We start from the raw sequence: 13,589 nt of genomic DNA, 5'->3' as shown, positions 1-13,589 counted from the left end.
CTTATAATCCCCTCTCTAACATGATGTTACTACTATTTTCATCATACCACTACAAAATAAAAAAACTGTCAAAATTTGACAGTTTTTCTTAAGATTGTTTCTTTTTTTGTTTTTTCTTTTTTATATCCTTAGGGTCCAAAAGCACTAAAAAACACGGTACGAAAATACTCATCAGTAAGTAAGAAAGAAACATTTCACTCATAACAATCCACTTTAAATCTGACCCTATAATAGCTACGTCATCAATTCCGATTGTAAATATGACAATGCTACTAAAGTACAAAAGATTCGTTATCCCAAATACTCTTTCATTGCCTTTAAATATCCCATGATGATGTAATGGGTCTATGTCCTTATAGTAAATATTATAATCCTGATATATATTTCCATAAATTAAAACAGAAGTCACTACTATCAATGAAATAAAAAATAACCCAAATATAATTGATTTTATATATCCTGTATATTGTGGAAGCTTATTAATGATATAGAGATTAATAATGATCCAAATCGTATTTAAAACGATAATTAGAAAAATAACCATCCCTACTATTAACTTATACTGAATTCCCTTTTCATCTAATAAGGGGAAAATGACTTTTGCTGCTTTCAATGAACTGATCCAAGTACATAACAATAATAGTAAGTATAAAATAAGTATTTTAAAGCCATGACCGATATATTTCTTACTTTTTTCAAAAAATTTTATTAAATTTTTATATAAGTAAAAAAATATTAGAAACCCAAATACAGAATAAATTAAAATAATAATTGCATTTGAATACACTTTTGCACAACCTTTACCGTCCTTTTTTTATAGTATGAACTAAAAATTGGAAAGTAATGAAAAAAGAGCCAAACGGCTCTTTTACAGTTAATTAGATGATTAAATTTTATTCAAAGCAATTTTCAATGATTGTAGCTACTCCTTGGCCTCCGCCAATACAAAGTGTTGCAAGCCCATATCTAGTCTCTCTTCTCTTCATTTCATGAATTAAAGAAACCAATATTCTTGTTCCACTTGCCCCGATTGGATGACCTAATGCAATTGCACCACCATTTACATTAACAATATTCTCATCAAAGCCACATTCTTTCATTACTGAAAGTGATTGTGCAGCAAACGCTTCATTTGCTTCAATTAAGCCAATTTCACTTAATTCTATATTTGATTTTTCAATTACTTTTTTAGCCGCAAATGCAGCACCAATTCCCATAATGCTTGGATCGACACCTGCACTACTATTAGCACTGATCTTTACAAGTGGCACGATTCCTAGCTCTTTTGCTTTTTTCTCACTCATGACCACAACCGCAGAAGCACCGTCATTTATTCCAGAAGCATTTGCTGCAGTGACTGTACCATTTTTATTAAATGCCGGTCTTAATGTAGATATTTTCTCAAATGATGATCCAAATTTTGGATACTCATCTTCTTTGAAGATAATAGGATCTTTCTTTCTTTGTGGAATTTCAACTGCAACAATTTCTTCAACAAAGTTACCGTTTTTAATTGCTTGTTCAGCTTTTTGCTGGCTATGAATTGCAAATTGGTCTTGCGCTTCTCTAGAAATCTCATATTGGTTTGCTAAATTCTCAGCAGTAATTCCCATATGATAATCATTAAATGCACACCATAACCCATCTGAAATCATACTGTCTACTACTTTTTGATGTCCCATTTTATAACCTTCTCTTGCTCCTTGAAGCAAGTAAGGTGCCTGACTCATATTTTCCATTCCACCTGCAACGATAATGTCAGCATCTCCAGCTAAGATTGCTTGTGTTGCTAGGTGAATAGTTTTTAATCCAGATCCACATACTTTATTGATTGTCATAGCTGAGACAGATTGAGGTAATCCTGCTTTAATTGCGGCTTGCCTTGCTGGATTTTGTCCTAAGCCAGATTGTAATACATTCCCCATAATTACTTCATCAACTTGATGTCCATGAATACCTGCTCGATTAAGTGCTTCTGCAATTACCTTAGCTCCTAATTCGACAGCAGATATATCTTTTAAAGATCCATTAAAATTTCCAATCGCCGTTCTGACAGCGCTTACAATTACAACTTTTTCTCCCATTTTTAATCCCCCTAATTTAATTAGTTTTTAATGAATTCATCAATTTCATTTCTATGAATGTTATAGTATTTAATTTTTTCATAAAAGGTTGATTTACTAATATCTAATAGTTTAGCAGCCTCTATTTTATTACCATTTGCTTCAACTAATGCTTGTATTACTGCATTTCGTTCAGTTTCTTCAATTAATTCTTTTAATGACTTTGTTAATTTCAAATCACTTTTTATGTAGTGTGATGGATCATGATTTAGTAAGATTTTATTTGATGGATTTTCGTATAAGTAAAGAGGTAATTGCTCAGGTGTAATGACATTACCAGTTAAAACATTCACACATCTTTCAATCACATTTTCTAGCTCTCTAACATTTCCCGGCCAATGATGAGACTTTAAAATTTGAAAAACCTCATTAGAAATTTGTATTCCATGTCTATGAAACTTTCTTTCTAGCTTTTTTAATAAGGCATTGGCAATTAAAGGAATATCTTGAATTCGTTCACGTAATGGTGGAATATCTACTTTAATCACATTTAATCTGTAATATAAATCTTGGCGAAATTCTTTTAATACAACCATATCTTCTAAGTTTCGATGAGTAGCTGCAATGACGCGAACATCAATGGAAATCGGTGAATTTCCACCCACACGTTCAATTTCTTTTTCTTGAAGAACTCGAAGTAATTTACTTTGCATATTTAAGGACATATCTCCTATTTCATCAAGAAAAATTGTCCCTCTATTTGCTATTTCAAATTTCCCTTTTTTTCCACCACGTTTTGCACCTGTAAATGCACCTTCATCATAACCAAAAAGCTCTGATTCTAGTAAATGTTCTGGTATTGAAGCACAATTAACTCTTACAAAAGGAAATAGTCTTCTTGGACTAGCATCGTGAATTGCATGAGCAAATAATTCTTTTCCTGTACCAGATTCTCCAAATAATAGAATGGCAGATGAACTCGCCGAAACTTTTTCGGCTAATTGTTTTGCCGCATGAAAAGATGGAGTTGACCCTATTAATTGGCTAAAACTATATTTACTTACTAATTCTTTCTCGAATCTTTTTTTATAATAATTTAATTCTTCGATAAGAGGTTCTACCTTTTTAGAATACTCCAGCCAATCTTGTGCATTTCTAAACATGACAGTTCCAACTGCACCGACTAATTCATTATCTATAAATAATGGATATCGATTCGCTACCATTTCTGTATTTTTTATCGGATGAATTTCTGCTACTTCAGCCTGCCCTGTTTTCGCTACAAAATGCATTCGTGAATTCTCAATTACATCTTGAACATCCATACCAATTACTTCATCAGGATCTCTATCAACAAATTTACAATATGATTCGTTCATATAGAGTACTTTTCCGTCACGATCAACGACTACAATCCATTCGGCAGCTATATTAACTATTTCTTGAATCCAATTAAATGGTAGGCATTGAAGCATTTTATTCATTCGTGTTTCCCCCACTTTTTAAATCAAGTATAATTTTATGCTACCTCTATTATAACTTAAATATTGAAAATAATCAGAAAAAAATAAAGAGGGAAAGGCAGGATAAAGAGAAGGAAAGGAAACAATAGCCTTAGACTGTTACAACTATTTCCCCTAACTTTACGTTTTTCCTTACTCTTTTCCTCACTTCCCTACTTTTCAATCCTTACTGTACTGTATAACCTCCATCGATTACACTCGCTTGACCCGTTATTCCACTCGTATATTGACTTGCAAGAAATACTGTATAATTTGCAATTTCTTGTACTGACAATAAACGCTTCTGTGGAACTAATGGATAAATGACTTCTTCAATAACACTTTCTAATGGAACATTTCTAGTTTTTGCTAAATCAGCTAATTGATTTTGAACTAATGGCGTATCAACATATCCCGGGCAGATTGCATTCACTGTAATACCATGCTCTGCTCCCTCTAAAGCTGCTACCTTCGTTAATCCAATCACGCCATGTTTCGCAGAGTTATACGCTGCTTTTCCTGCAAAGCCGATCAGTCCATTGATAGATGACATATTAATAATTCGACCATAATTTTGTTTTTTCATAATCGGAAAAGCATGCTTAATGCCAATAAATGGTGCTGTTAACATGACTTTTAATAGCAATTCAAATTTCTCAGTTGGAAATTCCTCAATCGAGGAAACGTATTGTAATCCAGCATTATTGATTAAAATATGAAGTTCTCCATATTGCTCTATTACTTTATCGAATACCTCTTTTACTTGCTCTTCATTTGTCACATCACATGCATAGGCAGTGGCATCAAAACCTAATTCCTTTAATTCGTTTGATGCATTTTGAACGTTCTTTTCATTCAAATCTGTTAATACTACTGTTGCACCTTGCTCAGCAAATGTTTTGGCAATTTCAAAACCAATTCCACTACCGGCTCCAGTAATTAATGCGACCTTTTGTGAAAGCATGTGTTGCATTTTTCATTCTCCTTTCACCCTTAGTTCACATTATTTAACAACTGAGGGCTAACGATAAATGCTGCTTCAGTTTTTTCACGGATTTCCTGAATTGTTGCTTCACCAACACACTCTACTAAAACCATACCTTTGTCAGTAAAATCGAATACTGCTAATTCAGTAATCAATCTATGAACAACACCCTTACCTGTTAAAGGTAAAGTACAGGCTTTCTTCACTTTACTCTCACCGTACTTATTAACATGCTCCATGACTACAACAATTTTCTTTGCACCATTTACTAAGTCCATGGCACCACCCATACCTTTTACCATTTTCCCAGGAATCATCCAGTTAGCTAGATCACCAGTTTCAGAGACTTCCATGCCTCCTAAAATAGCCAAGTCAATATGACCACCTCTGATCATTGCAAATGATTCAGCACTATCAAAATATGAAGCACCTCTAGTAGCAGTAACTGTTTCTTTACCTGCATTAATTAAATCAGCATCAATTTCAGCTTCAGTTGGATAAGGTCCAATACCTAATAAACCGTTTTCAGATTGAAGCATTACTTCAATGCCTTCTGGGAGATAGTTAGCTAATAATGTCGGTAGACCAATTCCTAGATTAACGTACATGCCATCTTGAATTTCTTTTACAGCAGTTTGAATGATTAATTGACGAATATCTTTCATGTTTAGCTCCTCCTATACTCCAGTTGTCATTCTGCGTTCAATTCTTTTTTCATATGTCTGACCATGAAACACATGTTGTACATAAATACTAGGTGTATGAATTTCATCAGGATTTAAATCGCCTGTTTCAACTAATTCTTCAACCTCAGCAATTGTAATTTTTCCAGCCATCGCTGCAAGAGGATTAAAATTACGAGCAGTTTTTCTAAACACTAGATTTCCTTGTTTATCACCTTTCCATGCTTTAACAAATGCATAGTCTCCCGTAATACCTTCTTCTAAAATATATGTTTTTCCATTAAATACTTTATGTTCTTTTCCTTCAGCAATTGGTGTGCCTACTCCAGTAGCTGTGTAAAAGCCAGGAATACCTGCACCACCAGCTCGTATACGTTCTGCAAGCGTTCCTTGTGGTACAAGTTCAACTTCAAGCTCTCCACTTAAAAACTGCTTTTCAAAAATTTTATTCTCACCAACATATGAAGAAATCATTTTTTTAATCTGTTTATTTGCAAGTAAAAGTCCTAGACCCCAATCATCTACACCACAATTATTACTAACGATCGTTAAGTCTTTTGTTCCCTTGTCTCTTAACGCTAAAATCATTTTCTCAGGAATACCACATAACCCAAAACCACCAACAATAATCGTAGCTCCATCTTGAATATTTGCTGCTACCTCTTCAATTGATGTAATAACCTTATTCTTGCTCATAATACTGCTCCCTTCAAAAGTAAGATTAATAGAATAGATTTTAATAAAGCCCTGTTAGTTTAAATACTGCGATGACAAAGAATACTGCAACTGTTTTTATTATTGTAATAGCAAAAATATCTTTATATGACTGGCGATGAGTTAATCCAGTTACAGCTAATAATGTAATAACAGCACCATTATGAGGTAATGTATCCATACCACCAGATGACATTGAGATAACACGATGCATTACTTCAGGTGGAATATTAAATTTATTAATTGCTTCAACGTACTTTTCTGACATCGCACTTAAAGCAATTCCCATACCTCCAGATGCTGAACCTGTAATACCAGCTAGCGTAGTCGTTGTTACAGCTCCATTTACAAGTGGATCAGTAAATGTTGTTGAGATTCCTTTACTAACTACCCCAAAGCCTGGTAATGCTGCAATTACTCCACCAAAACCATATTCCGCTCCAGTGTTCATTGCCGCTAATAACGCGCCACCGATACTTGCATTAATACCTGTTTGAAGATTTTTACGGATTCGTTTGAAACCATAAATCATTGCTGAAAAAATACCGATAATTAATGCACATTCAACTGACCAAATACCAACAACTGCTGGAATTTGAACTACTCCAAATGCTTCTAATCCGATTGATTTGAAATCAAACCCATTTGGATACCATTTTGGAAATGACGTAACAAAAAACTTATTTGAAATACCAACTAATAATAATGGCACAAATGCTAACACTTGACTTAATACTGTAGATGTATTTGTCGTTAAAGATGTCGCTTCTTCATTGTTCACCTGTGGTTCGTTTGCTGCAGCAAGCTCCCCATTAAAACCTAAGTAACCTTCACCAGCTTTTTCAGCTTTTTTACGTCGAGATTCTAAATACCACATACCTATTGCGATAACAAAAATCCCTCCAAGAATCCCTAAAATTGGAGCTGCATAAATATCTGTCTTAAAAAATGTAGTAGGAATGACGTTTTGAATTTGGGGTGTACCAGGTAAAGCATCCATTGTAAAAGTAAAAGCACCAAGTGCAATTGTTCCAGGAATTAAACGTTTAGGAATATTTGCCTCACGGAATAAATTAGCAGCGAAAGGATAAATTGCAAATACTGCTACGAATAAACTAACACCACTATATGTTAAAATTGCACCCATTAATACGATTGCTAAAATCGCTCTCTTTGCTCCAACTACATTGATAATTGTTTTCGCAATAGATTCTGCAATCCCAGACATTTCAACAATCTTACCGAAAATAGCTCCAAGTAAGAATACAGGGAAATACAGTTTAATAAAGCCAACCATTTTTTCCATAAAGATATTACTAAAGAATGGAAGAACATAACTCGGCTCTGTTAATAATACAGCGAATAAAGCACAAATTGGCGCGAATAAAATAACAGAAAAACCACGATACGCCACAAACATTAAAAGTCCTAAAGATAATAAAATAATTAAAATTTCCATAATACCCTCCCTTTAATACGAACATATTGGCATTTTTGTTAACGCTTACATTTACTAATAATTAACCTGTTATGTAGGTTTTGTTAGATCTATTTCTCCTTTCCTAGAAAAATACTATCTAACATCATATTAGCAAGTAGTGTGCCAAGTTATATTTGGAATGATAGAAATCTATAATACTAGCTATATCAAGTAAATTTACAATATTCAAACATTTTAGTTTAAAAGAGTTTCCGAAAAACCGGAAAACTTCATCGATTACGTTCCGAATTCTCGGAAATTCCAGAACTTCGGAATTGTATTCAACCTAACTTTTTGAACATTTTGTGAAATTTGAATCAAATATTCAGGAAAATGCCTAATTCGAAAGTTTGGATAAATAAGTACTTCTTCTATAAAAAGAAAATGACACGTATTATATTTCTCCATAAAACTACAAAATACCTTTTTTCATAGTTCATAAAATGATTAGAACAAGAAAAAGAAGAGAATTTAATTCTCTTCTTTTTTTATTTTATCTCTTTTAGTACTCTTGCAGGATTGCCACCAACTACTACATTGTTAGGTACATCTTTCGTTACAACAGCACCTGAAGCAACTACAACATTATCTCCAATTGTAACACCTGGATTAATAATTGCTCGACCACCTAACCAAACATTATCACCAATTGTTACAGGTTTACCAAACTCTACTCCACTTGCACGTTCAATTGGATCTAGAGGATGAGTTGCAGTATAAATATGTACACCAGGTGCCATAAAACAATTTTCACCTATATTAACTGGACAAACATCTAAAATAACGCAATCGAAGTTAGCATAAAAATTTTGGCCAACATGAATATTGTATCCATAATCACAACGGAAAGTAGGTTCAATATACAAGCTTTCACCTGTTGATCCGAATAATTGTTTCAAGATTGACTCTCTCTTCCTGCTTTCAGTCTCAGTAGTCGTATTAAACTCACGTGTTAAACGCCTTGCGATTTCACGCTCTTTTACTAGCTCTGCATCACCAGCAAGATACAATTCACCATTTATCATTTTTTCTTTTTCAGTCATTACAGTAACTCCCTTCATTAAACAATATGTATACTATCACCAAAGTTTACTACTTCTTATTTCTAATTCACAACAGATAACATAAGATAATAAAAGATTTCTCTAACTATCTACTCAAGTTGCTTGCTTGTATAATTATGATCATTGAAGGAAGTTAAAGAATGAAGTAGAATAAAAAAATCTATCAATCTATTTCTTAAGGAGGTTTCATATTGGATTTAACTATTTATCTATCTTTTATTGGCGTATCTTTATTACTCATCATCGCACCAGGACCTGACAACATATTCGTTATGGCACAAAGTATTTCATATGGAAAAAAAGAAGGTATAGCCACAGCATTCGGACTCTGTTCTGGTGTGACAATTCATACATTGGCCGCTTCAATTGGACTTTCTGCTATTTTATATCAATCCAATATCGCCTTTTCCATCTTAAAATACTTAGGTGCATTTTATTTACTATACTTAGCATACCAAGCATTTCGATCAAGTAATGAAGTTGGTGAATTCGCAAAACCTAAAAAACAAACTTTACCAGCACTTTACCGTCGTGGATTTTTAATGAATGTACTAAACCCAAAAGTTTCATTATTTTTCCTAGCATTCTTACCACAATTCATTGAAAAGAATGGGATATCAGTCCGACTACAAATGATCGTCCTAGGATTAACATTTATGATCCTGACACTAATCGTCTTCTCAATCATTGCCATATTCGCAGGAAGCTTAGGCGAAAAACTACTACAAAACGAAAAATCATCCCGCATCATCAACCTATCCCAAGGAGCCATCTTCACAGGAATAGGACTAAAACTGTTTTTTATGGATAAATAGAAAAGTGGAAGGCGTTCGCTCTGCCCCGACAAGCATAAGACAAAGACCAATAAAGGTGCTTTTTACCTTTAATGGGCTTTGGCTTATGACTCGAGGGGCAAACGCCTGGAACTAGACATACTGAAAAGTGGAGGCGACTGTTCAGCTCCGACAAGCATAAGACGAGGACCGGTAAAGGTTGCTCTTTAACCTTTATTGGGCCTTGGCTTATGACCTCGAGGAGCTAGGAGCCGAAACTAGACATACTGAAAAGTGGAAGGCGTTCGCCCTGCCCCGACAAAAAAAGAGTATCCTTAGATACTCTTTTTTGCTAATTAATTTTCAATTCTCCATCTTTTATCATATTCATTTGTTTTAACAGGATATAGACAATATAAGATACGATACCTGGAACTAAAATATATGTAACAATCATTGGTATGATACTTGCCGTCCCGTGGGTTGATAGTAAATTCATTGGTGCTACTAATGCGCATAATCCTAGACCGGCAATTTCTTTTGGCGCTTCAATATGAAATAGAAATGCAGATACTGGACCCGCAACAGCACTTGCTACCATTGTTGGTATGAGTATTTTAAGATTTCGTGTTACATTAGGAAGTTGTAGCTTAGGCGTTATGATTAATAAACCGAGAATACTTCCAGGTTCATTTTCCCTTGCTGAAATCACAGCTAACCCTACAAACTGTGCTGCTGTTCCTGCTAAGGCTGCTCCTCCTGCAATGCCATCTAAATTTAGCGCAATGGCTAATGCAGCTGAAGAAGCAGGAGATACGATTAGAATCCCCCAAACAACTGCTAGTACGATTGATGAAACGATTGGATATCCTTCAGTTGATTCTTTAATAAAATTCCCTGCAGTGACTAATATTGGAGAAATCCATTTGGATAAGGATAAACCAACTAAACCTGCTATAAGAATTGAAAATAATGGAACTATCATCAAATCTAATTTCGTTCTTCCTTGTATTAACTTCCCAATATAAATTGCAACTAATGCAGCAAGTAGAGCACCTATTGGTTCACCCATTTTAATGGTCATTGCTGTATCAACCATTGCTAATGCACCTGATCCAATTAACGCTGCAGCCATAGCTGAAAAGATGATTAAAGTATTTGCCCCTAGCAGAACTGCAATACCTGCCCCAATTGCTGGAGCCATTAAAAGCTTTGTTGATAAACCGATGATGGCAAACGATTCAATATGAAAAATCTTACCAATACTTTCAATTAAAGAACCAATCCCAATCATCACAAAGACTGCATGGGCAATACCTTCGGACGCCTTAAAAATGCTATTTCTCACTTGTCCACTCATAATATACCTACCTTTTATTAGAAACTATTTATAGTATTTGCATATTTTAACGAAAATTATGAATGAAGTTAAAAGAAATCATAATTTTCGTTGCTTTGCTTCCATATAAAAAACGCCCAATTTGTTTTGGACGTTCAAGTTTATAGATCATCTATAAAAACTAAGAGATTCAGACTGATTGAAAACGATTGTCTTTCGAGGCGCGAAGCCGGATGAGGAGCGGAGTTACCTTTGACGGTAATGAGCACCGCAAGCAGGCGAAGCAACGAAGAAAGCGAGCGTTTGTCAACAGTCTGAAACGCCCAATTTGTATGTATTGGACGTTCCAAGAATTTTTAATTATAACAAACATTAAGACATTTTTAAACTTTCTTCAGCTATAAATAGTTGATTCAATACCTCTTTAGAAGAAGTACCACCTTCACTAATTCTTGCTTCCATGACTGTTTTTGGATGCAAAGCATCATAAATATCTGACTCAAATACATTGTTAATTTGTTTGTATTCTTTGATGGTTAATTCCCCAAGAAATTTCTGTTCTTCTATTGCATAAAGCACTGTTTTTCCGACAATTTCATGAGCTTGTCGAAATGGAATATTTTTTCGTACTAAGTAATCTGCAAGATCAGTTGCATTAGAGTAATCCTTTTGTACAGCCTCATACATCTTGCTTTCATTTACTTTCATTGATTCAATAATGCCCGATAGTAGTTGTAAAGATCCTTCAACCGTATAAACTGTATCAAACATACCTTCTTTATCTTCCTGCATATCTTTGTTATAAGCTAACGGTAACGCTTTTAAGACCGTCAATAAGCCCATCAAGCTTCCATATACTCGCCCTGTCTTTCCACGTAATAATTCGGGAACATCAGGATTTTTCTTTTGAGGCATGATACTAGAACCGGTACAAAACGCATCATCAAGCTCAACAAATTGGAATTCTTGACTAGACCAAATAACAAGTTCCTCTGATAATCTAGAAATATGTGACATTAATAGAGCTGAATGCGAAAGGAACTCTACAATGAAATCACGATCACTAACAGCATCTAAACTGTTTAAATAAATATCAGAGAACCCTAGTAAATCAGCAGTTCGCTTACGATTAATTGGAAATGTTGTACCGGCTAAAGCTCCCGCTCCTAAAGGTGATATATTGATGCGTTTTAAACTATCTTTATAACGCCCCTTATCTCGTTCAAGCATCCAAAAATATGCTAGAAGATGATGTGCAAATGATACTGGTTGAGCACGTTGAAGATGAGTATATCCAGGCATAATTGTATGCACATGCTGTTTAGCCTTTTTTACAATGATAGATTGCACGTTTTCGATTAACCCGATAATCAACTCAGTTTTATTTCGTAAGTATAAATGCATATCTGTCGCAACTTGATCATTTCGACTACGACCAGTATGCAATTTCCCTCCAACAGGTCCGATTTCCTCAATTAACATACTCTCAATATTCATGTGTATATCTTCATTCTCAACACTAAATTGTACTTCGTTATTTTCAATTTTAACTAATAATTTATTTAATCCTTTAATAATTAACTCAGCATCGCTCTGATCAATAATTCCACATTCCCCAAGCATCGTAGCGTGTGCAATACTTCCTGCAATATCTTCACTTGCCATGACTTGATCAAATTGAATTGAAGCTGTAAATTCTTCTACTAACTTATTTGTATCCTTTGTAAAACGTCCACCCCAAAGCTTTGACATGATGGCCTCCCTAAAACGATTATTTTACGAAAACTGTTTTTTGATTTGTTACTTCACTAAATACTTTTGTCGGTAAGCCCCAAAGCTTAATAAAACCGATTGCTGCTTGATGATCAAAAAGATCTCCTTTTGAATATGTTGCAAGTTCTTCATTATATAAACTGTAATCTGACTTTCTACCAACTACGTTATGATTTCCTTTATACAATTTAACGCGTACAGTACCAGTAACAGTTTCTTGAGTTGTATTAATAAATGCATCTAATGCCTGCATTAAAGGTGAATACCATAAACCATCGTAAAGTGATTTTGAAAACTGTTGTTCAATATTAACTTTAAAATTTGTTACTTCACGAGGTAGTGTAAGAAACTCTAACTCTTTATGGGCATTAATTAAAATAAGAGCAGCTGGATTTTCATAGACTTCACGAGATTTTATTCCTACTAATCTATTTTCGATATGATCGATTCTTCCAACCCCATGCTTTCCACCTATATGATTTAACTCTTCAATTAAACTTACTAAATCTAATGAATGACCGTTTAACGCAACTGGCTTCCCTTTTACAAATTCAATCTCCACATATTCGGGTGAATCTGATGATTGCTCTATACTATTCGTCCATGCAAAAGCTTCCTCTGGCGCTTCATTCCATGGATTTTCAAGTACACCTGCCTCACATGCTCTTCCCCAAATATTTGCATCAATTGAAAAAGGATTGTCTAAATCTACTGGAATTGGCACGCCATTTTCATTTGCATATTCAATTTCTTCGTCTCGAGTCATTCCCCATTCTCTTACTGGTGCAACGACCTTTAATGTTGGGTCTAAAGCCATTACAGAAACTTCAAATCGCACTTGATCATTACCTTTACCAGTACATCCATGTGCTACTGCTACTGCCCCCTCTTGTTTTGCAACATCCACTAATAACTTGGCGATTAATGGTCTAGATAACGCAGAAGATAAAGGATACTTCCCTTCATATAATGCATTCGCTTTTAATGCTGGTAACAGATAATCTGACGCAAAAAGTTCTTTTGCATCAATCATATAGGATTTAATAGCACCTAAATCTAATGCTTTTTGTCGTACGAATTCCACATCTTTTCCTTCTCCTAAATCTAAACATAGGGCAATTACATCGTACTGGTATTTATCTTGTAACCATTTAATACATACTGAAGTATCTAATCCACCTGAATATGCTAAAACTATTTTTTCTTTTTCCAT

General features: G+C 34.4%; 12 protein-coding genes. 1 reads left to right on the top strand and 11 read right to left on the bottom strand.

All coding sequences use genetic code 11. From position 1 onward, the window contains the following. Nucleotides 1–88: 88 nt before the first annotated feature. The 8 genes from CAB05_RS11015 to maa all read right to left on the bottom strand — a co-directional run bounded on the left by CAB05_RS11015 (nucleotide 89) and on the right by maa (nucleotide 8,470). Nucleotides 89–637 (bottom strand): ion channel, encoded by a 549-nt coding sequence (locus CAB05_RS11015; protein WP_217348564.1) that lies wholly within the window; start codon nucleotides 635–637, stop codon nucleotides 89–91. A 256-nt stretch (nucleotides 638–893) separates the two neighbouring features. Further along, nucleotides 894–2,084 (bottom strand): acetyl-CoA C-acetyltransferase, encoded by a 1,191-nt coding sequence (locus tag CAB05_RS11010; protein ID WP_087999885.1) that lies wholly within the window; start codon nucleotides 2,082–2,084, stop codon nucleotides 894–896. Between the two features lie 20 nt (nucleotides 2,085–2,104). Further along, the gene (locus tag CAB05_RS11005) at nucleotides 2,105–3,547 is read right to left on the bottom strand and encodes a sigma-54 interaction domain-containing protein (RefSeq protein WP_087999884.1); all 1,443 of its coding nucleotides are present in this window, start codon (nucleotides 3,545–3,547) and stop codon (nucleotides 2,105–2,107) included. A gap of 205 nt (nucleotides 3,548–3,752) precedes the next feature. Further along, the gene (locus CAB05_RS11000) at nucleotides 3,753–4,538 is read right to left on the bottom strand and encodes a 3-hydroxybutyrate dehydrogenase (protein ID WP_087999883.1); all 786 of its coding nucleotides are present in this window, start codon (nucleotides 4,536–4,538) and stop codon (nucleotides 3,753–3,755) included. Nucleotides 4,539–4,558: 20 nt separating this feature from the next. Next, nucleotides 4,559–5,215 carry a 3-oxoacid CoA-transferase subunit B gene (locus tag CAB05_RS10995; protein ID WP_087999882.1) on the bottom strand — a complete coding sequence of 219 codons (657 nt, stop codon included), beginning with the start codon at nucleotides 5,213–5,215 and terminating at the stop codon, nucleotides 4,559–4,561. 12 nt (nucleotides 5,216–5,227) lie between these two features. Next, nucleotides 5,228–5,929 carry a CoA transferase subunit A gene (locus tag CAB05_RS10990; RefSeq protein WP_087999881.1) on the bottom strand — a complete coding sequence of 234 codons (702 nt, stop codon included), beginning with the start codon at nucleotides 5,927–5,929 and terminating at the stop codon, nucleotides 5,228–5,230. A gap of 40 nt (nucleotides 5,930–5,969) precedes the next feature. Next, nucleotides 5,970–7,406: a GntP family permease gene (locus CAB05_RS10985; RefSeq protein ID WP_087999880.1), complete on the bottom strand. Its 1,437-nt coding sequence runs from the start codon at nucleotides 7,404–7,406 to the stop codon at nucleotides 5,970–5,972. Nucleotides 7,407–7,915: 509 nt separating this feature from the next. Then, the gene (gene maa, locus CAB05_RS10980) at nucleotides 7,916–8,470 is read right to left on the bottom strand and encodes a maltose O-acetyltransferase (protein WP_280527176.1); all 555 of its coding nucleotides are present in this window, start codon (nucleotides 8,468–8,470) and stop codon (nucleotides 7,916–7,918) included. Nucleotides 8,471–8,682: 212 nt separating this feature from the next. On the opposite strand from maa, the gene CAB05_RS10975 reads away from it, so the two are divergent. Further along, nucleotides 8,683–9,306 carry a LysE family translocator gene (locus CAB05_RS10975; protein ID WP_087999878.1) on the top strand — a complete coding sequence of 208 codons (624 nt, stop codon included), beginning with the start codon at nucleotides 8,683–8,685 and terminating at the stop codon, nucleotides 9,304–9,306. 310 nt (nucleotides 9,307–9,616) lie between these two features. Here CAB05_RS10975 and CAB05_RS10970 read toward each other — a convergent pair whose 3' ends face one another. The 3 genes from CAB05_RS10970 to CAB05_RS10960 all read right to left on the bottom strand — a co-directional run bounded on the left by CAB05_RS10970 (nucleotide 9,617) and on the right by CAB05_RS10960 (nucleotide 13,589). Further along, entirely contained in the window at nucleotides 9,617–10,624 is a 1,008-nt protein-coding gene (locus CAB05_RS10970) for a PTS sugar transporter subunit IIC (protein ID WP_087999877.1), read from the bottom strand. Between the two features lie 351 nt (nucleotides 10,625–10,975). Further along, entirely contained in the window at nucleotides 10,976–12,355 is a 1,380-nt protein-coding gene (argH, locus tag CAB05_RS10965) for an argininosuccinate lyase (protein ID WP_087999876.1), read from the bottom strand. A gap of 19 nt (nucleotides 12,356–12,374) precedes the next feature. Beyond that, entirely contained in the window at nucleotides 12,375–13,589 is a 1,215-nt protein-coding gene (locus tag CAB05_RS10960; RefSeq protein WP_087999875.1) for an argininosuccinate synthase, read from the bottom strand.

The organism is Gottfriedia solisilvae (genome assembly GCF_002128405.1).
Classification (GTDB): Bacteria; Bacillota; Bacilli; order Bacillales; family Bacillaceae_G; genus Gottfriedia; species Gottfriedia solisilvae.
Note: the sequence above shows the minus strand (reverse complement) of the source record. Positions and strands in the feature narration are given on the sequence as shown.

Excerpts from the sequence above, each read along its gene's own strand:
- CAB05_RS11010 (WP_087999885.1), bottom strand. The coding sequence starts at position 2,084 with ATGGGAGAAAAAGTTGTAATTGTAAGCGCTGTCAGAACGGCGATTGGA.
- CAB05_RS11005 (WP_087999884.1), bottom strand. The coding sequence starts at position 3,547 with ATGAATAAAATGCTTCAATGCCTACCATTTAATTGGATTCAAGAAATA.
- CAB05_RS11000 (WP_087999883.1), bottom strand. The coding sequence starts at position 4,538 with ATGCAACACATGCTTTCACAAAAGGTCGCATTAATTACTGGAGCCGGT.
- CAB05_RS10995 (WP_087999882.1), bottom strand. The coding sequence starts at position 5,215 with ATGAAAGATATTCGTCAATTAATCATTCAAACTGCTGTAAAAGAAATT.
- CAB05_RS10990 (WP_087999881.1), bottom strand. The coding sequence starts at position 5,929 with ATGAGCAAGAATAAGGTTATTACATCAATTGAAGAGGTAGCAGCAAAT.
- CAB05_RS10985 (WP_087999880.1), bottom strand. The coding sequence starts at position 7,406 with ATGGAAATTTTAATTATTTTATTATCTTTAGGACTTTTAATGTTTGTG.
- maa (WP_280527176.1), bottom strand. The coding sequence starts at position 8,470 with ATGACTGAAAAAGAAAAAATGATAAATGGTGAATTGTATCTTGCTGGT.
- CAB05_RS10970 (WP_087999877.1), bottom strand. The coding sequence starts at position 10,624 with ATGAGTGGACAAGTGAGAAATAGCATTTTTAAGGCGTCCGAAGGTATT.
- argH (WP_087999876.1), bottom strand. The coding sequence starts at position 12,355 with ATGTCAAAGCTTTGGGGTGGACGTTTTACAAAGGATACAAATAAGTTA.
- CAB05_RS10960 (WP_087999875.1), bottom strand. The coding sequence starts at position 13,589 with ATGGAAAAAGAAAAAATAGTTTTAGCATATTCAGGTGGATTAGATACT.